The sequence below is a fragment of the Bradyrhizobium sp. URHC0002 genome (assembly GCF_054059515.1).
The window spans coordinates 3,159,242-3,181,012 of the sequence record NZ_JBSSCF010000001.1 but is presented as its reverse complement, the minus strand read 5'-3'; the positions used below and the strand labels follow the sequence as shown (position 1 = coordinate 3,181,012).

At 62.0% G+C, this 21,771-nt stretch carries 19 protein-coding genes, 1 tRNA gene and 2 pseudogenes; 9 read left to right on the top strand and 13 right to left on the bottom strand.

Features of this window, described 5'->3' with window-relative positions; all coding sequences use genetic code 11:
* Positions 1 to 6 precede the first annotated feature (6 nt).
* The gene (locus tag ACVWVY_RS15385) at positions 7 to 1,482 is read right to left on the bottom strand and encodes an ABC transporter substrate-binding protein (protein ID WP_456627147.1); all 1,476 of its coding nucleotides are present in this window, start codon (positions 1,480 to 1,482) and stop codon (positions 7 to 9) included.
* Positions 1,483 to 1,699: 217 nt separating this feature from the next.
* On the opposite strand from ACVWVY_RS15385, the gene ACVWVY_RS15380 reads away from it, so the two are divergent.
* The gene (locus ACVWVY_RS15380; protein WP_456627146.1) at positions 1,700 to 2,245 is read left to right on the top strand and encodes a tyrosine-type recombinase/integrase; all 546 of its coding nucleotides are present in this window, start codon (positions 1,700 to 1,702) and stop codon (positions 2,243 to 2,245) included.
* 644 nt (positions 2,246 to 2,889) lie between these two features.
* Here ACVWVY_RS15380 and ACVWVY_RS15375 read toward each other — a convergent pair.
* The 8 genes and pseudogenes from ACVWVY_RS15375 to ACVWVY_RS15340 all read right to left on the bottom strand — a co-directional run bounded on the left by ACVWVY_RS15375 (position 2,890) and on the right by ACVWVY_RS15340 (position 9,948).
* The gene (locus tag ACVWVY_RS15375; protein ID WP_456627145.1) at positions 2,890 to 3,606 is read right to left on the bottom strand and encodes an ABC transporter ATP-binding protein; all 717 of its coding nucleotides are present in this window, start codon (positions 3,604 to 3,606) and stop codon (positions 2,890 to 2,892) included.
* Positions 3,603 to 4,313 carry an ABC transporter ATP-binding protein gene (locus ACVWVY_RS15370; RefSeq protein ID WP_456627144.1) on the bottom strand — a complete coding sequence of 237 codons (711 nt, stop codon included), beginning with the start codon at positions 4,311 to 4,313 and terminating at the stop codon, positions 3,603 to 3,605. The genes ACVWVY_RS15375 and ACVWVY_RS15370 overlap by 4 nt, the downstream gene beginning before the upstream one ends.
* Positions 4,310 to 4,987 carry a branched-chain amino acid ABC transporter permease gene (locus tag ACVWVY_RS15365; protein ID WP_456627143.1) on the bottom strand — a complete coding sequence of 226 codons (678 nt, stop codon included), beginning with the start codon at positions 4,985 to 4,987 and terminating at the stop codon, positions 4,310 to 4,312. Before ACVWVY_RS15365 ends, ACVWVY_RS15370 begins: the two co-directional genes overlap by 4 nt.
* Positions 4,960 to 6,024: an ABC transporter permease subunit gene (locus ACVWVY_RS15360; RefSeq protein ID WP_456632491.1), complete on the bottom strand. Its 1,065-nt coding sequence runs from the start codon at positions 6,022 to 6,024 to the stop codon at positions 4,960 to 4,962. The genes ACVWVY_RS15365 and ACVWVY_RS15360 overlap by 28 nt, the downstream gene beginning before the upstream one ends.
* Positions 6,025 to 6,225 (bottom strand): annotated as a pseudogene (locus ACVWVY_RS15355) (branched-chain amino acid ABC transporter permease); the annotation flags it as partial. It lies immediately after the preceding gene.
* 124 nt (positions 6,226 to 6,349) lie between these two features.
* The gene (locus ACVWVY_RS15350; RefSeq protein WP_456627142.1) at positions 6,350 to 7,843 is read right to left on the bottom strand and encodes an ABC transporter substrate-binding protein; all 1,494 of its coding nucleotides are present in this window, start codon (positions 7,841 to 7,843) and stop codon (positions 6,350 to 6,352) included.
* Entirely contained in the window at positions 7,776 to 9,404 is a 1,629-nt protein-coding gene (locus ACVWVY_RS15345) for a GMC family oxidoreductase (RefSeq protein WP_456627141.1), read from the bottom strand. Before ACVWVY_RS15345 ends, ACVWVY_RS15350 begins: the two co-directional genes overlap by 68 nt.
* Before the next feature lie 28 nt (positions 9,405 to 9,432).
* Entirely contained in the window at positions 9,433 to 9,948 is a 516-nt protein-coding gene (locus ACVWVY_RS15340) for a 2,4'-dihydroxyacetophenone dioxygenase family protein (RefSeq protein WP_456627140.1), read from the bottom strand.
* 289 nt (positions 9,949 to 10,237) lie between these two features.
* On the opposite strand from ACVWVY_RS15340, the gene ACVWVY_RS15335 reads away from it, so the two are divergent.
* On the top strand, positions 10,238 to 11,857 hold the full coding sequence (locus ACVWVY_RS15335) for a XylR N-terminal domain-containing protein (protein WP_456627139.1): 1,620 nt from the start codon (positions 10,238 to 10,240) through the stop codon (positions 11,855 to 11,857).
* Between the two features lie 101 nt (positions 11,858 to 11,958).
* Positions 11,959 to 12,060, top strand: a pseudogene (locus tag ACVWVY_RS15330) (LysR family transcriptional regulator); the annotation flags it as partial.
* 423 nt (positions 12,061 to 12,483) lie between these two features.
* Here the strand turns inward: ACVWVY_RS15330 and ACVWVY_RS15325 are convergent.
* From ACVWVY_RS15325 to mnmA, 4 genes are all read right to left on the bottom strand, one after another.
* Positions 12,484 to 12,560 (bottom strand) — tRNA-Met (locus ACVWVY_RS15325).
* 114 nt (positions 12,561 to 12,674) lie between these two features.
* A complete protein-coding gene (locus ACVWVY_RS15320; protein ID WP_456632218.1) occupies positions 12,675 to 13,019 on the bottom strand; it encodes a hypothetical protein in 345 nt (114 codons plus the stop codon).
* Positions 13,020 to 13,167: 148 nt separating this feature from the next.
* On the bottom strand, positions 13,168 to 13,806 hold the full coding sequence (locus ACVWVY_RS15315) for a class I SAM-dependent methyltransferase (protein WP_456627138.1): 639 nt from the start codon (positions 13,804 to 13,806) through the stop codon (positions 13,168 to 13,170).
* Positions 13,807 to 13,827: 21 nt separating this feature from the next.
* Complete coding sequence (gene mnmA, locus ACVWVY_RS15310) at positions 13,828 to 15,027, bottom strand: tRNA 2-thiouridine(34) synthase MnmA (RefSeq protein ID WP_456627137.1); 1,200 nt, start codon at positions 15,025 to 15,027, stop codon at positions 13,828 to 13,830.
* A 345-nt stretch (positions 15,028 to 15,372) separates the two neighbouring features.
* Here mnmA and ACVWVY_RS15305 point away from each other — a divergent pair, with 345 nt between their 5' ends.
* The 6 genes from ACVWVY_RS15305 (at position 15,373) to ACVWVY_RS15280 (ending at position 21,769) form a co-directional block, all read left to right on the top strand.
* On the top strand, positions 15,373 to 17,076 hold the full coding sequence (locus ACVWVY_RS15305) for a flagellar hook-length control protein FliK (protein ID WP_456627136.1): 1,704 nt from the start codon (positions 15,373 to 15,375) through the stop codon (positions 17,074 to 17,076).
* An 11-nt stretch (positions 17,077 to 17,087) separates the two neighbouring features.
* Positions 17,088 to 17,780 (top strand): flagellar hook assembly protein FlgD, encoded by a 693-nt coding sequence (locus tag ACVWVY_RS15300; protein ID WP_456627135.1) that lies wholly within the window; start codon positions 17,088 to 17,090, stop codon positions 17,778 to 17,780.
* A 207-nt stretch (positions 17,781 to 17,987) separates the two neighbouring features.
* Complete coding sequence (gene sciP / locus ACVWVY_RS15295) at positions 17,988 to 18,263, top strand: CtrA inhibitor SciP (RefSeq protein WP_002714638.1); 276 nt, start codon at positions 17,988 to 17,990, stop codon at positions 18,261 to 18,263.
* Positions 18,264 to 18,433: 170 nt separating this feature from the next.
* The gene (gene fliF, locus ACVWVY_RS15290) at positions 18,434 to 20,056 is read left to right on the top strand and encodes a flagellar basal-body MS-ring/collar protein FliF (RefSeq protein ID WP_456627134.1); all 1,623 of its coding nucleotides are present in this window, start codon (positions 18,434 to 18,436) and stop codon (positions 20,054 to 20,056) included.
* Position 20,057: 1 nt separating this feature from the next.
* Positions 20,058 to 21,143: a flagellar motor switch protein FliG gene (fliG, locus tag ACVWVY_RS15285; protein ID WP_456627133.1), complete on the top strand. Its 1,086-nt coding sequence runs from the start codon at positions 20,058 to 20,060 to the stop codon at positions 21,141 to 21,143.
* The gene (locus tag ACVWVY_RS15280; protein WP_456627132.1) at positions 21,143 to 21,769 is read left to right on the top strand and encodes a FliH/SctL family protein; all 627 of its coding nucleotides are present in this window, start codon (positions 21,143 to 21,145) and stop codon (positions 21,767 to 21,769) included. Before fliG ends, ACVWVY_RS15280 begins: the two co-directional genes overlap by 1 nt.
* Positions 21,770 to 21,771: the final 2 nt, after the last annotated feature.

The window sequence follows — 21,771 nt, the reverse complement described above, 5'->3', positions numbered from 1 at the left end:
GCTCGCTCACTTTGCAGGTCCCACAGCGAGTGCCATCTGCTTGATCTGCTCGTCGCGGCCGAAGTCTCTGGTGGTCTTTTCCCAACCGGCCTCAATGTTCTTCAAGGCCTCGTCCACGGTGATCTCGCCAGCCATATAGCGCGCCAGCTCGGTGTCGAGCACGACGGCGGTGTACTGCTGCGCACCGGGGATCTTGAGGTCCGAAGCCATGTTGGGGTTGTTGAGGGCATCGTTGATGGCGCCCATGTAATTCTTGGCAAGGCCCTCATCCATGCCGGATTTCACCCAAAGGTCCGTGCTCTTGAGCTGGCTGAGGCGGTATGGGTTGAAGCCCGTCCAGCCTATGGTCACGTCGACGTTGGATTGCTCTTTCTGACTTATGAACGACAAGAAGTCGTAGGCCGCCTGCTTGACCTTGGGACCCGACTTGGCGTTGACGGCGCCGCCCCAGCCGCCGAAGGCCGAGAACGGAGCATAGTTGATGCCGTCGATCGCATTCGGCGCAGACTCTTTGCTGACAGGAACAAGCTTGCCGGTCTTGCGGTCCAAGACTTCCTTCGAACCCACATTGGTGGCGTAGAGCTTGTTCTTGATCCCCTTTGCGTCGTCTTCGAGCTGGAGCGGGCCCGGATCGCCCCATTCGATCAGGAGGCCGCAACGGCCCGACTTGAACAGGGCACGGGTGTCGCCGATGTCCATGTTCAGTTCTTCAGGCGGTCCATATTTGGTTGTCTCCTTGTAGAGTTCAAAGGCCTTCTTCCAGCCGGCATTGTTGACAAGGGGCTTCATTGTGGCGTTGTCGAACTGAAAGCCCTGGGCCGTACCCTGGGTCTGAACGATCGTCGAAGCGATCGTCTGTACGGCGAAATAGCTCTGAGCGTTCCGCTTCTTGAAGATGCAGGAGCCGTAGCCTGGCTTGCCGTCGCCGCTCATATCCTGGCCGTTGATTGCCTTGGCGATGGCGAGATAGTCGTCCCATGTCTTGGGCGGCTGCAGGTTGTTCTTTTCCAGGATGTCCTTCCGGTAATAGACCATCTGGAAGTCGCCATCGACCTGAATCACCATCGTATGCCCGCCGATCTTCTGGGCAAATTCGCGGAAATAGGGAGCGATGTCCTGGAGGTCGATCTTCCCGTCCTTCGCTATGTAGGGATCGAGGTTTTCGAGCAACCCTGCGGCCGCGAGCTCGACGCCCCAGCCGGCGGCGAAGACGGCAACATCAATGGAATTCGTTCCCGTGGACCAGTCTTGCTGGACCTTCGGGAAGATCTCAGCATACGGCACTTCATTGACGATGATTTTAGCGCCCGTCAGCTTCTCGAATTCCTTGCCGCGCTGGGACACTGCGCCGGCGATGACGGGTCCCGGGCGCGTCAGGATGTTGATCGTAATGCCGTCATACTGGCCGGCACCGGCAATGCCCGACCACCCGCACAAGGCGACAGCCGACGCGGCAGCTGCCGCTAGCTTTCGAATGTCCATAGGTCCCTCCCGTGTACATTTATTATTTGAAGTGCTGAGCCTGAGCCCACGCAGTTCGTAGCCTACAGCATTTCGCTGTACGGAAAAGCCCGAGCATTCTTAATTTGGTGATTGGCGCGCCATCCCTCCGGCCTGGAGCTGGTGTGCAAGCGCAGCACGACCGCGTCCCGGCGTCACCGAACCATGTGACGTGACGCGCGTCTTCAAGCTCTTTGCCTTGCGCTTCGATGCGCTGACCATTCCCCGCCCCGGCATTGTCAATGAAATGTGGAGCGAGGTCGATTGGGATGCCGAACGTTGGACTCTTCCAGCCGCCAAGATGAAGACCGGTTGCGACCATGTCGTGCCTTTGTCACGGCAGGCACTCGCGATCCTGCGCAGCGTTCGGAAGCTGACCGGCCATCGCCGGTACGCGCTTTGCTGCTCGAAGTATGCCCCGCTATCGAACAACACGCTCAGCAGGCGCTTGCGCCTGCTTGGCATTGACACCAAGACTGATCATTGCGCCCACGGGTTCCGGACCACTTTCTCGCCCCTGTCTCCCCACGAAGAGTTCAAGGACGCCAAGGCAAGGGATGGCGATGTCGTCGAGCTGCAGCTCGCGCATCTCGATAACTCTACTGTGGAAGGTCTTTACAAGAAGCACGGACCGCTCGCGCTGATAGGCTCGCGCACGAAGCTGATGCAGCATTGGGCCGATCGGATCGATCACTGGCTCGATCCCAAGAAGGTGATGCCGATCAACGGAGGCGCGCAGGGTTGAGTCACCTATCATCAGGCTGGATAAGGTTGCCCAATTCAATCCGTGGCAAGCTCATGTCGGCGAGAAATTGTCCGCGAGCAGCCGCTGTGGTAACGCGCAGCCATCCCCCACTCTCGAGCAGACGGCAGAGGCGAACTCGTACGGGTAACGAAGAAAACTCCCAACTGAGTGGTCCGGTCTGGACGCTGGTATCGAATGTGATTGGTTTGCCGGGTGGTGCATCGGGCCTAGAAGGCGGACCCGCTGATTAAGAGACATGCTACTCGCATTGAAATATCTAGAGAATTTCTCCAACCAAGCCAAAATCAATCAATAGCTTACAGCGTGAAATCCAACTGCGAGAGGCGTAAGGCTGGACGGATCGACGCCCCGAAGCCGCCATTCTTGTGCAATCAATCGCCGCCTCAAATGGTCGCGAGGATACTAATCGGCAGGACCGACCTCGAAGCTGGGATGCAATCGAACCTGCCGGGCGAGCGCCGGATTAACCGGTCCGCTCGGTCGCGGATCCAAATCCGCCGCCCGGCGTTTTCAGCGTTAGCCGCATGGGCCAATCCTAGCAACTTACGTGGCAAAGAGCGCGCGCGTCGATCTGGCCACAATTGCAGTCCAGCGCCGGACCTGCTCACGGCGTCGCTCACACGTCAATTGGCCGCGAGATACGCGCTGTGAAGAATATCGGGATTCTCCCGCAATGCTTCGGGTTCGCCAGAAAACCGAATATGCCCCCGCTCCATGACGTGGACACGATGAGAAATCCGCAATGCAATGTTCGTGAACTGTTCGATCAACAACACCCCGACGCCATCCGCGGCAAGTTGAGCGATCACCGGAACCAGCCTGGCCACGATCACCGGGGCAAGACCGAAGGACAATTCATCCGCAAGGATATAGCGCGGGCGATCGACGATGGCCTGGGCAAGTACGACCATTTGCTGCTGGCCGCCGGAGAGTGATCCGGCCCGCGCGTCGAGCTTCTGGCGAAGCTCAGGAAACGTATCGAGCGCCGCCTCGATGCCGTTCTCGCGCTTGCGACCCGGCAGATGATGACCGGCGACCCGGAGATTATCGAGCACCGACAGTTCGCTGAGGACATGGTGCCCTTCGGGGACGGCTGCAACTCCAAGACGACGAACCTGCTCGGGCCGAAGGCCTGCGATCGATTTGCCGTCGATGAGGACATTGCCGGAGCAAACGGGCAATGCACCCGCCACGGCGAGAACCAGCGAACTCTTGCCCGCACCGTTGGCGCCGAGCAGAGCCGTAACCTGCCCCGGCGGAATCTCAAGATCCACGCCATGCACGACCTGCTTGCCACCGCGCGCAATTGCCAGGCGCTCGATCCGGATGCATTCGGTCATGCCGCTTCTCCGAGATAGGCGGCACGTACTTTCGGATCCTTCAAGGTAAGACCTACTGGGCCGTAGGCGATCATGGTACCGAAATCGAGAACCAGCGTCTTCGTGCAGGTCGACGAAATCAGGTCGACGTCGTGATCGACGAGCAGCACCTGGGCGCCGCTGAACTCCGGTATGCCTATGATGGTTTTACGCAGGAAATCCGACTCGGATTCGCTCAGGCCGGCACCGGGTTCATCCATCATGATGATCTTCGGCGCGCCGACGAGGCATCGCGCAATTTCGACCATACGCCGGTCGCATGTTGCGAGGGCGCTTCCCATCAGATCGGCTCGATCCGAGAGACCGGTATAGCGCAGAGCCGCATTGATGACGTCGTTGCGGCTGCTCGTCCCGAATGGAATATGATCGAGCATCCCTGCGACGTTGTCCCACACTGAGAGATTGAGCACCACTTGCTCGGTCTGGAAAGTACGACGGATCCCGAACGCTGAGCGCCGATGCGTCGCCAGACGAGCGATATCCTGCCCGTCGATCGTCACCGATCCGGCGGTCGGTGTGATGAAGCCGCTCATCACGTTGAGCAGCGTCGTCTTGCCCGCACCGTTTGGACCGATCAATCCCGTTACCGGTGCATCGAGCGACGCCGTCAACGCATTCAAGGCCATGACGCCGCCGAACCTGACCTCAAGGCCGTCGATCTCGATCATATGACTTTCTCCCGTCGCACCTGACCGGCAAAAGCCTTGATGCGTCCGACGGCATCAAGGATTTGGCCTGCGATGCCGCGCGGGGCAGTAATCAAGGCATGCAACAGGCCTGCCCCGAAGACGATCGTCGCGATATTGCCGTCGATATGCCAATCGTTGAGCAGTCCAGGAACAGCCCGCAACAGCAAGCCGGCCAGAATTGGGCCAAGCCAGCTATAGGCGCCGCCGATAACCGTCACTGCAAAGAGCAGGACAGACTCGCTCGCCGGAAACGAGGTCAAGTCGAGCGTGCCGATGAGGCCAGCGAGCAACCCGCCACATATGCCCGCAAGGAAGCCGGCGAGCGCAAAAGCCCATATCTTGTAGGCGACGATATTGACGCTTGCCGACAGCGCGCATGCTTCACTGCGACGTATCATCGCCCAGGCGCGCCCGACTCGCGAGCGCTGATGCCAGAGTACGACGAGATAGCCGACGACGAGCACTCCCAGGCAATAGCGAAAATAGCCTGCATCCGTCGTCGCCAATCCAGGGCGGCTCATATACTGGCGCGGCCCGTTGTAGATCTTGCCGATGAATCCGGCTCCTCCGTCAGGGAAATCGATTGCGGTGATCACCACCTGAAAACCGCCCGCGATCATCAAGGTCACCAACGCGAGGTACAGACCGCGCATGCGGAGTGCCGGCAACCCGAAGACCAGGCCGAGCAACGCTGCTCGACACCGCCGCACAATAGCGACATTTCGAAGGGCCAATGAATTGCATGCCAGGAGCGCAACGCGACCCAACCGCCGATGCCGACCAACGCGAACTGGCACAAGGAAACCATGCCCAATTGCGCATAGAGAATTCCGGTGGCGAGCGAGCCGAGGGCCAGGATAGCAGAACCGGTCAGCACACGCAGCCAGTAGGAGCTGGCGATTTCGGGCGTCGCCAGCGCCACCACCAGCGCCGCGGCAATTCCGGCGGCGACTCCGACCCATGCGCCACGGCGCACACTGCCTGCGGGAGCACTTGAGCGCGCGTCGTCGGCTCCCAGCCCTGCCCCTCCGCCGATCAGGGCTTGCCCATGACGCTGCAAGAAGACCAATGCGACGATAGCAAAAACGAAGGGGGTCAATGTGCGATAGGGCGCGATGAACGGAAATGGCGTACCGATTGCTTCGATCACGCCGATTGACAAGCCGCCGACCACCGCGATCCCCAGCGACTGCACACGCCCGGCGATCGCGGCCGCGATCGCCGGAATGACCATGAATGTCAGGAACAGAGGCTGCATCCGCGCGAGGTTTGCGAGCAGGATGCCGCTGACGCCGGCAATCAACCCCGACATCGCCCACGCCCAGGAATCGACCTTCAGAACGGGTACGCCGAGCAAGGCACTTATTTCCCGGCGATTGGCGAGCGCACGCATCGCCAGGCCCATGCGAGTCCGCCCCAGGAAAAAGATCGTGCCGACCGTAACGACGCAAGTGAGCGCCAGCGCGATCAGGCGCGTGTAGGTCACACGCACATCCAGAATACGGACACCCAAGCTGTCGGTCGGGAGACGCAGAACGCGGCCGTATTCGCCCCAGACGAAATCCATGACGCCGAGCAGCGCCAGCGCCAGGCCAAGTGTGGCCACCGCCCGCACCACCGGATCGCTATGGGCGACGCGCGGAGCCAGGAGGCGGCCATAGGCCAGCGAAACCGCTATCGCAGCGATCACGCCCGCTATCCACCCAATCCAGGGAGGACCGCCTGAATCCCCGATTTGCCAAGCGATAATCGCCGAAAACGCGCCGATCGCGCCTTGCGCAAGATTGACGACGCCGGACGCACGGAAAAGAATCACGATTGCGACCGCCGAGAGCGCATACACTGCGCCGGTGGCGAGCCCGGAAACGACGAATGGACCAAGGTTTGGCACGATCACCTACTCGATTGACTGGAGGCGCCAGGCGCTCTGCGGATTTCCGTCCGTGGACGGCAGTCCGCGCCGCCGCCGAGGAGACCAAGGGCGACAGTCATCGCCCTCGGTCCACAGCTGTCGCTTATTTGCGAATACCGACTTCCTTCTCGGTCGCCAGAACGTCGGCCAGATCAGGATCTTCGACCTCAAAGCAAGACTGCTGGGTCACCCATTGCCCGCCCGATGTCACGGCCACCGATCCGGCGTGGTTTGGATTATGCCGGTTGCCTGGGCCGAAATACCACGGCCCGCACGCGATGTCGGACTGAAGGCCCGATTTCATTCCGCGGAGAGCGGCCGTAACCGATGCCCGGTCGATCTTCGCTGGGTCCATCTGCAGCATGACCTCGACGATCCAACGCGCGGCCAGGTAACCCGCCTGATTGAAGGTATCGCGCTGGACGTTCTTGGCGGCATACTTGTCGAGCACCGCATACCAGTTCAGCATGTCGGGCGTTTTCTTGTCGAAAGGTTCAAGCTCGAGCTGCGCGTAAACCTTGTTATCCCAATAGGGACCGATCGTTTTCGGAAACTCGAGATTGTAGACGGAGGTCGGCGCTGCGAACTTCACCTTGGGAGCAAGGTCCTGGTCCTCGGCGGCCTTGAGCAAGGCGATCACACCGTCACGCGGCAAGCTCGCCTCGATCAGGTCAGGCTTGAAGGACATTGCCTGGAGGACGATAGAAGTCATGTCGATCGCCGCGGGATCAATCAGGATCACGTTGACCACCACGCCCTTGGACGCGCCCCACACCTTGACGCCGTCGCAGGAGAAATCGCCAACGCCGGGAATGTTGGGTGCAACGCAGACGACACTCTTGATGCCAAATTTCTGGTGCATGTACTGCACCGCTCCAAGGTTGCTCAATCGAGGACCTGCGTTCGTTGACGAATAGTTCCGGCCAAAGAAGCAATCCCGGGGAATGCCGACGCCGGCGACGACGAGCACGTCGTTCTTCTCGTAGGTCGCCTCGTTCGCCGCGCACTCGACGAAGCTGTTGCTGCCGGCCAGGGCGACCACCTTCTTGTCGGTCACCAGCTTGGCTGCAGCTTGCGCAGCCTGCTCGGGCTTCCAGGCGTCGTCCTCCAGCGTGTATTCGATCGGGCGGCCGTTGATCCCGCCATTCTCGTTGACGCACTTGAAATACGCTGCGGCGGCATCGCCCGACGAACTGAAGTCCGCCGGGCCAGTCCGACCAACAATGCCGCCGATCGGAATTGGCGCACCGGTTGCGGGCTTGCCCGTATTCAGTCCGCATTTCGGCGCCGAGGCAGATTCTGCGGGATGATCGAACGCCAATGTTGCAAGCGCGCATATGACCGCCACCACGGTCCCTTTTACAGATGGTCTCATCAAACTCCCCCTTTTGCTCAAGTGATAGACGGCTACGAGAAACCCAGCGCATCTTTGTGAAGCTCGCCGTCGGCGCTCCACACGATTGAAAGCTGCTCTCCCATGCCAGACATCTCCACTCCGGATGGCAATGACATCGGCGACAGCCCACTCATCAAATCGCACTCGACGCCGGGGCAAGCGGCGTCTTCCCTGCGATGAGATCCGCGGCGCGTTCGGCAATCATAATTGTCGGACCGTTGGTGTTGCCTCCCGGCACCGTTGGCATGACCGAGGCGTCGACTACCCTGAGCCCCTGCAGTCCACGCACGCGGAGTTGGGGATCGACCACTGCCGCAGGCCCGATCCCCATCGCGCAGGTGCCGACGGGATGATGACCGACCTCGGCCGTGCGCCGGACGAACGCGTCAAGGTCGGCGTCGGAGACGACCTCGGCGCCAGGCGACGTCTCTCGCTCGATCAGCGAGCCGAGCGGCGGGGTGTTGTAAATGCGCCGTACCAAACGAATGCATTCGCGTGCCGTCGCACGATCGCTTTCGGTTCCGAGAAAGTTGAGCCGGATACGCGGCGGGTCGCGTGGATCAGCCGAGCGCAGGCGCAACTCGCCGCGACTCTCCGGATAATTGATCGACGGATATCCCTCCAGCATGTGCTGCTGTGCCGGCGTGATCCCGGGAAACCACACTTTGGCGTCCATGCGCGTCGAGTTGAAGAAGAGTTGAATGTCCGGTCGCTCGATATCGGGTCGGCTGCGCACGAAGGCGAGCGCCGTCAATGCCTGGGTCGCAAAATCACCCGTACGGAACAGGGCCCATTGCAGGACCGACAGTGCAACGCGATCGGCGCGCAGGCGGCGCAGAAACGTGATCGGCTGCTTGATCGCGAACTGAATGTGAAATACCACGTGTTCGGACAGATTCTTGCCGACCGCCGGCAGTTCGTGGACCGGCGTGATCCCGTGTTCGGCAATTTCGTCGGCCGGCCCGATGCCCGACAGCAAGAGAAGCTGCGGTGAATTGTAGCTTCCACCGCACAGGATCACCTCGCGCCTCGCGCGAACGGAAACGCGCTTTCCGTTCGCGATGTAAGCCACGCCCGTCGCGCGGCCCTTCTCGATCAGGATCCGCTCCGTCAAGGCGCCGATCTTCACGGCGAGATTGGTCCGCTTCAATGCGGGGCGGAGGTAGACCGTCGATGCACTGCTGCGCTCACCATTCTTGATCGTCAGGTCGACGATACCAAATCCCTCGGGTTGCGCTCCCGAGAAATCCTCGGTCATCGGAATTCCTGCGGCAATAGCCGTGTCGCGGATCAACTCAAAATTCAGGTTGGAAACATCGGTTGGGCTGACGCCGAGCGGTCCTGCGCCCCCGTGATAATCGCCTTCGCCTCGCCAGCTACCCTCGGCGCGCTTGAAGTAGGGAAGAACGTCGGCATAGCTCCAGCCCTCGCACCCAGCCTGCCGCCACAAGTCATAGTCGCGCGGATGTCCCCGCACGTAGAGCATGCCGTTGATTGAGGACGATCCGCCGAGGACTTTGCCGCGCGGGAGCGAGAGGCGTCGTCCATCGAGAAAAGGCTCCGGCTCCGTCGCATAATTCCAGTTGAACTTGGGGCCACGCCAGATCTGGCGCCATGCCAGCGGCATCTTCATGAAGATGCTGTTGTCCTTGCCGCCGGCCTCAAGCACGAGGACGCTGACTTTCGGATCCTCGCTCAAGCGGTTCGCCAATACACAGCCGGCCGAACCGGCGCCTACGATGATGTAATCACACTCGTCCACGCACTCTCTCCCCAACCGCCAATCAGGCTCAGATGAACATGTCGTTGTTGATGGGGAGACCGTTTGCCTCGCAGTAACGTGTGTAATGTTCGATGAACCAGAAGACATCGGCGGTGAAATCATACTCGCCATTGTCATTGAAGAATTCGATCGCGCCGTTCAGCCAGAACAGCGCCTTCATCCCGTTAGGATCGTCGGAATACAGCGTATGCGCCGTGCCCGGGAGCTCGTAGATGAAATCACCTGGCCTGGCGATCCAGTCGTACTCGTAATAGCCCCAGGACCCTTCCAGCGTGACGGCCGACACAAAGCCGCGATGCTTGTGCGTGCCGATCCGGCCACCGCTCTTGACCCACAGAATGTTGGCCGCCGCGTTGTTGCGAACGTCGAAGCACAGATGCTTGATCGCCGCGACGTCGCCAAAGGGTATCCAGGGTGAGGACTTGTCATCGCCCGCGATGTAAGCCCCTTCCTTCGCGTAGCGCCTGATCGCTTCCGCGTGTGGCTCATCCGGCAGCTTCACGATTCTGCTCGCGTCACGCATTCCGATTCCCCCCGGAGCACTTGGACCCCTTGTTGGCCGGAGGTAATCACCCTGGTCGGAAAAGCGGTCAAAGAGGAAATCACCGCCGCGCCGCAACAACCCGTCCAAACATCAAGCAAGCCATTGATAATGATAGGGATGTTCCACCCCGTCCGGATCGGCGAAAGCAGCTCGGCGGGTGCGAGGGCGAGAACGAATAGAGCATTTCATCAATTTCGATTGATCAAATGATGCAAAGTCGGCAACTCTGCAACGAGAAGAAAAGCCTGGTGGCGGGGAGTGCGGGCAAATGATTTCCAAGATCGAAGAGAGCAGCCTTCTCGATCGCGGTGGACGGCCCACGCTGCGGGACATGCTCTCGCAGATCGTGTACGACCCCGCTCACGCGCATATCAGCTTGCGCAACGCGCGGCTTGTCCTCCATCGCGCCTCGATCGCCGTTCAGCTCCAGGAGGAACTGGTCCGCCGCTTCGGGTCTCACGACGCGCGGGTCATTCTGCTGCGGTTAGGCTTCCAGGCGGGAACGCAAGATGCGGAGTTTATCCGCACCTCCTGGCCCGGGCTCGACATGGGTGACGCGTTCACCGCAGGCACGCGGATGCACACCATGTGCGGCGTCGTGCGCGTGCAGACCGTCTACAACGACTTCAATTTCAAGCAGAACAAGTTTGCAGCAGAGTTTCTCTGGCATGGTGGCATGGAGGCAACTGAGTTTCTCAATCGCCAACGCAGCGCGTCAGAGCCCGTCTGCTGGATGCAAGTCGGCTACGCGTCGGGATATGCGAGCTTTTTTTTCGACAAACTGATCGTCTACAAGGAAACGGAATGTGCCGCGATGGGGCACAAGCACTGCCGGGTGACCGGCAAAACGGCCGACGCCTGGGGCGCCGACGACCCCATCGTCCGCATGTTCCGCGAGGAGGTCGTTCCATCGATTGCAGAACTTCCGCGCAAGATCGGCGGCGTCAAAACGGCAATCCATGCGTCAACGAAGACAACCTCCAAACACGGGGCTGCAAGCCTCGATGACGTTGTGATCGAGCCTGCTCGCAGCCGGCTGGATAGCGTTGCCGCAGGAGGGCTCCCTGCGCTGATCGTCGGTCCACATGGTTGCGGGAAACACCTCGCGGCGCGCTACCTGCACCACCGGCACCACGGAGCCGACGGCCGATTGCGGCGCCTTGTCTGCAGATCCATCACCAGCGAGCAGATCGATATCTGGCTCAGGAAGTTGAAGCAATCACGCGAGACGTGGCTACTGGAGGATATCGAAACTCTGTCCGAGGAATGCCAACTCCTGTTGGCGGAAAGAATCGAGAACCGGGACTTGCCGCCCGGACTGCAATTGGCCGGCACATCCATACATCGACTGAGCGAGTTAATCGCCATGCCCGCACTTCGGCGGGACTTTCTCTTCGCCCTTGCGGTTCTGCCGATTGAGCTTCTCGGCCTTCAGCACAGGCGCGGCGATATTGCCGACATCGCTCAGGCCATGCTCGCAGCGATGAGGGAGAACGAAGCCTTGCCGAAATATCGTCTCTCCCGTGCGGCGCTGGACTCGCTCAAGGCCATGGCTCTTCTCGGAAATCTACCGCAATTGCGCTCGATTCTCCTGAGCGCCTCGTTCAACGCCAAGCTCGACGGCGTTAACGAGCCACTGGGGGAAATTCAGCCGAAGCACCTTTCGCGCGAGCTTACGTCAGCGTCTCCCAGTTCTGCAGACACTTATGTGGGCAGCATAGTCGATCAAATGGCTGCCAAATCGCTCACGATCAACGAACTAAACCAGCGCATCTACGCGGAGGCGCTGCGACGCGCGGATGGAAGGGTTTCGACAGCAGCGCGGATGCTTGGCGTCACCAGGCCCCAGTTCGTATATCGAGCCAGAGGGATTGAACACGAAAATTGAGGACCAGCTCTGACCCTTGATAGATCGGTGCGACGATTCTCGATTGTCAGGAGCGACTACGATCGAATCCAAGCGCAACCTATCGATTTAGACCGAGCCGGTTGCGTGACGTGTGCGGGGAGCTTTTTCAACAACAGGAGGTGCGGGGCCTACATCGTTCCGGTCGGCCAAATAAACGAAGGCCACGCGATTTGCAGCCATAGTGGTCCCTGGTAGCGGGGCAGCGACCGACCGCCCCGAGGACACCTGCTGGGCGGACTGCTGCACGGCTGCAATTCCGCGCAAGCGCATCATCTTGACCGATTGTCCGCTTTGTTCTCAGTAACCGCTTGACCAGTGGGCATTCGCAGAGATCCCAGAGCACCCAACTCGTCCATCATCACCAGCACCAAACGCTTCGAGCGTTGGTGGTTATCCCCGCGCCCTCCTCTTGGCGAGGCAAGCAGGCCAGCGCGCTCTAAACAGATATCTGCCTTCGCGGCGGGAAATGAACGCTGAACGACCCACGTGAACCAGACTCCACTGTGTCCAAACCATGTGACACAGGGCACGCCGCAGCGGCCGGCGAAGCATCCGATTCGTTGATTTCGTTGAAGAATTTCGGGAGTTGGTACCCCCACTGCAATTGGTAGCGAGAGAGGGACTCGAACCCCCGACCCCAGGATTATGATTCCCGTGCTCTAACCAGCTGAGCTACCTCGCCACGGTTCACCGCCACGGCACACATGCCGCATTCGCGAACGCGCGGCATATAAGGAGTGGGTCGCTGACCTGTCAAGCAAAGCCAGCGGTCCTGCCAAGCATCTGCAAAATAGCGCTATTTCGGCCGGATTGTCGGGTCGCCCCCGGGGCTGCCGGGCGGCGGAATCACGGGCGTCTTTCCGGTGTCCGGCGCAGGCGCGTGCATTTCGGGATCGACGCCGGAGGGCGGACACAATACGCCGTCAGCGCGCGCCAACTTATCGCCGAGGGGCTCGGCCCGTTGGCCGGTGGTCGCACCCTCCGGAACCGCGGTGCCGGAGGGCGGCGCGGACTGCATCGGCGCGCAATTGGCGGCGCGTGAAGGCGATGGCGGCGCGGTTTTGGCTGGAGGCGTGGTTGGACCAGGCGGAGCCTGCGCACTCGCCAAGTCAGGCGTGGTCAAGCCGGCGGCCACCATCATTACACATGAGATCAGAAGGGCGCGTTTCATTGCCATGTAAGGGAAACGGCCTGTGCGCGCGGAGGTTCCGCAGTCAGTTTGTCGCTTTTTGGTTGGCACGGTTTTCTTGAGGCGAACCGGATCGGCTTCGCTCGAAAACGCTACGCGCTCACGATTTCCGATAACGAATCAGCGAAAAATGCCCCATCGGCGGCATCGGCCGCCGCTCGGTCAGGGTGACGCCGCCATGTTTGGCGGCCCAGTTTGTCAGGCGTTCCCACGGGAATTCCGGCCGCCAGCCGAGGCGCCGCGCCAATGGCGCGAACGCCAGTTCGAACATGCGGCGCGGGCCACTTTCCGCACCGATGTGATTGACCAGAATGAGCTCGCCGCCGGGTTTCAGGACGCGGATGAAATCATCCAGCGTGCGTTCCGGATCCGGCACCGCCGTGATGACATATTGCGCCACCACCGCATCGAAATAGGAATCCTTGAACGCGAGATTCTTGGCGTCCATCACCGCCAGTGTCTCAACATTGGTCAGGCCGAACTCGCGCACGCGCTTGAGCGCCCGCCGCAGCATCGGTTCGGAAATGTCGACGCCGCATAATTTCGTGTTGCGCGAATATTCAGACAGCGACAGCCCGGTGCCGACACCGACGTCGAGAACGCGCCCACCGATCTTGTCGGCTTCCGCGATGGTCGACCGGCGGCCCTCGTCGAACACCTTGCCGAACACGAGATCGTAAACCGGCGCCCAGCGCCCATAAGCCTTTTCGACCCCCTCGCGGTCGATGTCCCCAGCCATTCCCTATGCCCCGATTTTTTCTTAACTGCGCATCACCTCGGCGAGCGGCGCTGTCGTTTGCTGCGCCCCTGCCCTCGCCGCCGCATTCGTTGCGGTCGCGCTCTTGATGAATCCGCCGCCGAGCACGCGCGCCTGTCCCGCCGGCGCATCATAGAACACGCAGGCCTGGCCGGGCGAGACGCCCTCTTCGCCGGCAACGAGTTCGACTTCATAACCGCCGTCGATCGCGCGCAACCAGGCCGGCTGCGGCGCCCGCGTCGAGCGCACGCGCACGAACATCTCGATGCCATCGCCGATGACGCGATCCAGCGGCCCGTCGCCGATCCAGTTGACGTCACGAAGGCGGATGCGATCCATCCGTAACGCCTCGCGCGGGCCCACCACGACGCGGCGGCTGGCCGCATCGAGTTTGACGACATAAAGCGGTGCGCCGGAGGCGATGCCGAGCCCCTTGCGCTGGCCGACGGTGAAATGAACGATGCCCTGATGCCGGCCAATTGTGCGGCCATCGAGATCGACGATGTCGCCGGGCTCGACCGCGCCGGGCCTCAGACGACCGATGATGTCGGTATAGCGCCCGGTCGGCACGAAGCAGATGTCCTGGCTGTCCTGCTTGTCGGCGACTTCAAGGCCGAAGCGCCGCGCCAGTTCGCGCGCCTGCGGCTTGGTCATGTCGCCGAGTGGAAAGCGCAGATAATCGAGCTGCTCGCGCGTCGTCGCGAACAAGAAATAGCTCTGGTCGCGATCGGCGTCCGCAGCGCACACCAGCGCGCGCGATCCGTCGGCGAGGCGGCGCGAGGCGACATAGTGTCCGGTCGCGAGCGCACTCGCGCCGAGTTCGCGCGCGGTCGCCAGAAGATCGCGAAACTTGACCGATCGGTTGCACTCGATGCACGGCACCGGCGTTTCGCCGAGCGCGTAGCTGTCGGCAAAATTGTCAATCACGGATTCGCGGAAGCGGCTTTCGTAGTCGAGCACGTAATGCGGAATGCCGATCCGTTCGGCGACATTGCGGGCGTCGTGGATGTCGCGGCCGGCGCAGCAGGCGCCCTTGCGATGGGTGGCCGCGCCATGGTCGTAAAGCTGCAGCGTGATCCCGACCACGTCGTAGCCCTCGGACTTCAGCAAGGCAGCCGTCACCGACGAATCGACGCCGCCGGACATGGCGACCACGATCCGTGTGTCCTGCGGACGGCCTTCGAGATCCAGACTGTTTCGCATGCCAGAGGTCATCGACTTCAATCGCAAGCGCGCTACGCGGCTCACGGCCAGGGTTAAAAAGCCTTTTATTATAAGGCCTTAGGGCATCATTCGGCCATACGGGGCCGGATCGGGCGCTGCTCTTTAATATAGGCCGTATTCCCGCGAGGCAATCAGCCGATCGCCATTTTGGAGCGGCTCCAGGACGGCAAATCTTGCCGCCGGGCAGAAAAGGGGGCCGCGGTCATGCCTCGCAATTTGGTCGCCGCTTACGTAAGTACCTGAAATAACATGATATTTTCTGCCGGCCGCGGGTGGCCCGGTCCTTGCTGAATAGTAGCCGAGAGCTCAGCGCGAGGGTCGCCCGTGGTTAGTGTCACGTCAGAAGTATCGGCAAGCACATCTTTTCAGAACGCGGCGGCAAGGTCCGCCCGGCCGGATTCCGAGCCGCCGGCCCGAAACGACAGCTTCGCGACGCTGGTCGACAGCAATACGGCCGCCAGCAACAACGACAATCGCACCCAGGACAACGCGCCCGCCCCGCGCCGCTCCGACGATGCGCAAACCACGTCCGACAACCGTTCGCGCGACAATGCTGCCGCATCGGACAAGGCCGCGCGCAATGATTCGAATGATCGCAACGCCGCCAGCAAAGCACAAAGCGATAAGGCACGCGACGACAACACAGTCGACACCAAGGCCGATCCCGATACCAAGACCGATATCGACACCAAGGCCACGACGACCCGCCGCGCCAAATCGAAGGCCGACGCGGCGAAGTCCGATGGCGCGAAGTCCGACGAGACGACCCAGGCCTCTTCGGGCGAAGCTTCTCCGGCAACTGAACAAACCGGGACGGCGCAGGATGGAACGGCCGTGGTGACGGCCGACGCCATTGCCGTTGCCATTCCTGCTGCCACAGCGCCGGCGGCGACACCCTACGCGACCCAAGCAACCGACAAGTCGACCGCGCCACTTGCGATCGCAGCCGCAGCAATCGCAGCCTCCGCTTCGCTCGCCGCCGAGACCGCGCCGGCCGCTCCCGCCACTGACGGCACCGAGGCCGCCGCCACCGCAGCTCAACCCGCAACCGCGAACGCCGCGCAGGCCGACGGCGGCGCCAAGACCACCGCGCAAGGCGCGGTCGGTCAGGCCATCAGCGCCCAGGCCACATCCACCGACCCATCCATCGCAACCGGCATCGCTCAGGCCGCTTCAGTGGTCGCGGCGACGCCCGCCGCCCCCAAAGCCGCCGCGCAACTCAAGAACCCCGATCTCGCCAGGAAGGGCGCCACGACGGCGGTCGAGCAGGCCGTCACCACCGACACCGCCGCGCCCACGACACCTGCCGCAGAAACCATCGTGCCCGCCGTCACGGCGCCGACCGAAGCCGCGGGCAAGCCGAAGTCAGAGAATGGCATCGTCGACGCCGTGAAGGCCGACGCGTCAGGCAATTCCATCGCGCCGACGGCCGCCAACGGTCCGGCCAACACGCATCTTGCCGCCGCTGATATCGGCCAGACGCCGGTCAATTCCTCCGGCAACGGCCTGCAGGCCGCCGGCGCAATCCAGGCGCAGCAACCGGCCGCTGCCGCCACGACGCCGGCACCTGCGGCGCAGCTCACCGCCACGGCCGCGGCAAACGCGCCGGTACCGGTGAGCGGACTTGCGATGGAAATCGCAGCCTCTGCCAAGAGTGGCAAGACCCGCTTCGAAATCCGGCTCGATCCCGCCGAACTCGGCCGCATCGATGTCCGCATCGATATCGACCGCCACGGCCAGGTGACGTCGCATCTGACGGTCGAGCGGCCGGAAACGCTGTCGATGCTGCGTCAGGACGCCAACCAGTTGCAGCGCGCACTCGATAATGCCGGACTCTCGACCGGCAATAGTGGCCTGCAGTTCAGCCTGCGCGACCAGTCTTCGCAGGGCCAGAACGACGGTAGCCAGTCCAATCCCAACGCGCATCGCCTCGTCGTCGGCGAGGAAGACAGCGTACCGGCCGTCGTCGCCGGCCGCAACTATGGCCGCATGCTCGGTGTGAGCGGCGGCGTTGACATCAGGGTTTAAGGGAGAGCGCCATGGCAGCTGATGTAAACATGCCGACACCGGTCGTCTCGGCGCCCGGGAACGGCTCCGCCACCGGCAACAAGACGGCTTCGGACAAGACGACGGGGATCGCGGATAATTTCCAGACCTTCCTGACGCTGCTGACCACGCAGCTCCAGCACCAGAACCCGATGGATCCGCTCGACACCAACCAGTTCACGCAGCAGCTGGTGCAGTTTGCCGGCATCGAGCAGCAGCTCAAATCGAACGACCAGTTGAAGTCGCTGGTGGAGATCGAAAAGAGCGCCCAGGCGACGCAGGCGCTGGTCTATGTCGGCAGCAACGTCGCGGTCGACGGCAGCAAGGCGCAGTTCGACAAATCGGCGACCTGGAATTTTCATTCCGACAAAAACACCAGCGCGACGATCACCATTACAAATTCGGCTGGACAGACGGCCTATACCGGCAGCTATTCCCTTAAGCAGGGCGATTCCAGCTTCGTCTGGGACGGCAAGGGCAATGACGGGGTGCAGTGGCCGGCCGGCACCTACACTTTGACCGCTACGGGCAAGGACAGCTCGGGTAACAACGTGGCCATTTCCACCGAAGTCCAGGGGATTGTCGATTCAGTCGATCTCACGGCCTCCCCGCCGCTGCTGTCGATCGGAGGTCAGACCTACACCACCGACAAGATCAAGCGGGTGGTGCGTCAGACCACCAAGTAGCGCCCCTGCGCTCGCGTCGTTTGATCCGCCGCCCCCGGCCCGGCAATCCCTGATTGTACGCAAAAGCGTCACAGGGAACCCGGGCCGAAGCTATTTTCCATCATTTTCAAGGAGATTCGTATTGAAGCCGTGGGCTTAGGCAATTTTTAAGCCGGGGGGCGTAAGTTACTACCGTGAGTTCAGTGGTTGAGAGTTTGTGAGTACGCCATGACAGAACCCCATCGCCCGAGGGTAAAATACGTCATCGGGCCTGACGGTAGTCCATTAACAATTGCCGATCTGCCCGCGCCCGGCACCAAACGGTGGGTCATCCGCCGCAAGGCCGAAGTCGTTGCGGCGGTCCGTGGCGGCCTGCTCTCCCTCGAGGAAGCCTGCAGCCGTTACACGCTGACGGTCGACGAATTCCTGTCCTGGCAGTTTTCCATCGACCAGCATGGTCTAGCCGGCTTGCGGACCACCCGGATCCAGCAATATCGGCAGTAAACTCTCCCGAACCGAAAGATTTGATGAAAACCGGCTTCGTTTTGCGAAGCCGGTTTTTTTCATGCCCGAACTATTCGCGGCGGCTTTAACGGTCGTTAACCATATGGAAACCATCCCCTAGGCAATAATTGCCCAGTCGGTCCCTGGGGCCGAATCCCTGGGGGCGGTTGGTGCAAAGTCTCGTTGCTTTCCTGAGAGGTCTGGGCGCCTCGCGGTTGATGGCCATGGTCGCGGTGACAACCGCACTGATCGGCTTCTTCGCCTTTGTCATCATGCGCGTCACGACGCCGCAGATGACCACCCTGTTCACCGATCTCACCACCGAAGATTCCTCCAGCATCATCAAGGATCTGGAGCGCCAGGCGATTCCCTTTGAGCTGCGCAACGAAGGCGCGGTCATCATGGTGCCGAAGGACAAGGTCACGCGGTTGCGGATGAAGCTGGCCGAAAGCAACCTGCCGAAGGGCGGCGGCGTCGGCTACGAGATCTTCGACAAGTCCGACGCGCTCGGCACCACGAGCTTCGTCCAGAACATCAACCATCTGCGCGCGCTGGAGGGCGAACTCGCCCGCACCATCCGCGCCATCGACCGCATTCAGGCCGCCCGCGTCCATCTGGTGCTGCCGGAACGGCCCTTGTTCGCGCGCGAGGCGCCGGAGCCGTCGGCCTCGATCGTGGTGCGGGTGCGCGGCAGCCTTGAACCCCAGCAGATCCGCGCCATCCGCCATGTCGTCGCCTCCGCCGTCAACGGATTGAAGCCGCAGCGGGTCTCGATCGTCGACGAAGCCGGCCGGCTGCTGGCTGACGGCGCCGGCAAGGAAGCCGATATCGCCGTGGGTGAAGAGCGCCGCGCGGCCTTCGAGAAGCGCATGCGCAACGAAGTCGAGGCGATCGTCTCCTCGGTGGTCGGCCAGGGCCGCGCCCGCGTCCAGCTCACCGCCGACTTCGACTACAACAAGGTTACCCAGACCTCGGACAAGTTCGATCCCGAGGGCCGCGTGCTGCGCTCCAGCCAGACTCGCGAAGAATCCGCGTTGTCGGCGGAGAATAACGGCCAGGTGACGGTCAACAACGAACTGCCCGGCAACCAGGCCAACACCACCACGCCGACAGCCCGCGACCAGAGCAAGAAGAGCGAAGAGACCAACAATTACGAAATTTCCCGCACCACCAAGACCGAGGTCACCGAGGCCGGGCGGGTCAACCGGATCTCGGTCGCGGTGCTGGTCGACGGCGCCTATTCCAAGAACGAAAAAGGCGAAATGGTCTATCAGGACCGTGCCAAGGAACAGCTCGACCGCATCGCCACCCTGGTCCGCTCGGCGATCGGCTTCGACCAGAAGCGCGGCGACCAGGTCGAGGTCGTCAATCTTCGCTTCGCCGAAGCGCCGTCGGTCCCCCCGGTCGCGGAGCCGACCGGTCTGCTCGGCATGCTGCAGTTCACCAAGGATGACGTCATGTATGTCATCGAACTCGGCGTCATGATGCTGCTTGGTCTCGTGGTGCTGTTCATGGTGATCCGCCCGCTGGTCAAGCGCATCCTCGCTTCCGAAGTCGTTCCCGCGCTGGCCGAACCGGTACCCGCTTTGGCCGACGGCACGCATGCCGAACTCGGACCCGGACAGGCCCTGATTGCCGGCACCAGCGGCACCGCCCAATTGATCGACGTCGCCCAGGTCCAGGGCCAGGTCCACGCGCAGGCCGTGCACCGGGTCGGCGAACTGGCCGAACGCAATCCGAACGAGACCGCCACCATTGTTCGCCAATGGCTGAGCGAACCCGCCGAGAGCTGACATGGCCGCCGTACCCCAGAACTCAAACGCCAACGACATCACCACCGTCATCTCGGCGCTGGCCAGCCGTCAGGCAGGCCGCGCCAAGAGCAAGCCGTTGAGCGGCCCGAAGCGCGCCGCCATCCTGATGCTGGCTCTGGGTGAGCAATATGGCGGCAAGGTGTGGGCGCTGCTCGATGACGACGAGGTGCGCGAACTGTCGATCCACATGTCGACGCTCGGCACCGTCGAAGCGGACATCGTGGAAGACCTGCTGCTCGAATTCGTCTCGCGGATGTCGGCATCCGGCGCATTGATGGGCACCTTCGACGCCACCGAACGGCTGTTGCAGCAATATCTGCCGACCGATCGCGTCACCGGCATCATGGACGAAATTCGCGGCCCCGCCGGCCGCAACATGTGGGAGAAGCTCTCCAACGTCCAGGAAGAGGTGCTCGCCAACTACCTCAAGAACGAATACCCGCAGACCATTGCGGTGGTGCTGTCGAAGCTCAAGCCGGAGCACGCCGCGCGCGTGCTGGCGATCCTGCCCGAGGATCTCGCGCTCGACGTGGTCGGCCGCATGCTGAAGATGGAAGCGGTGCAGAAGGAAGTCATCGAGCGCGTCGAGCAGACGCTGCGCACCGAATTCATGTCCAATTTGTCGCAGACCCGCCGCCGCGACGCCCACGAAGTGATGGCCGAAATCTTCAACAATTTCGACCGCCAGACCGAGACCCGTTTCATCACTTCGCTGGAAGAAGAAAACCGCGAATCCGCCGAGCGCATAAAGGCGCTGATGTTCACCTTCGACGACCTGATCAAACTCGACTCCGCCTCGGCCCAGACGCTGATGCGCAACGTCGACAAGGACAAGCTCGGCATCGCGCTGAAGAGCGCCAATGAGGAGGTGCGCGCCTTCTTCCTCGGCAACATGTCGTCGCGCGCCGGCAAGATGCTGATGGACGACATGGCCGCAATGGGACCGGTGCGGCTGCGCGACGTCGACGAAGCGCAGGCGCTGCTCGTCAACCTTGCCAAGGACATGGCCGCCAGAGGCGAAATCACGCTGACCAAGAACCGCGCCGACGACGAGCTGGTGTACTGATGGCCGCACCCGCAAAATTCCTGTTCGACACGGACTTCGCGGCGCCCGACAAGGCGCGCGAGCGTGCGGCGACGGCCACCGAGATCGCGCAGAAGATCGCAGAGGCCGAGGCGCGTGCCTACCGCGCCGGCTACGAGGCGGCCCAGCACGAGGCCAGGGTGGAGAGCGACCGTCGCTCGGCGCTGGCGCTGGAAGAGATCGGCATCACCATCCGTAGCATCGCCACGCGCTTCTCCGGCATCGAGGCCAGGATGGAAACCGAAGCGGTCGAAGTCGCGGTCGCGGTGGCACGCAAGCTGTGCAGCGAACTGGTCGCCCGCGAGCCGCTCGGCGAAATCACCGCCCTCGTCTGCGACTGCTTCTCGCATCTGGTCGCCACCCCGCATCTCGTCGTCCGCATCAACGACCAGCTCTACGAGGCCGCCCGCGAGAAGATCGAACGACAGGCGGCCCAGAGCGGCTTCGAGGGCCGCCTGGTGATCCTCGCCGAGCCCGGCATCGCCACCGGCGACTGCCGGATCGAATGGGCCGACGGTGGCGTGGTGCTGGAACGCGCAGCCATCGAAGTGAAGATCAGCGAACTCGTCGGACGCTATCTGGCGTCCCGCGATCAGGCCGGAACGTAAAG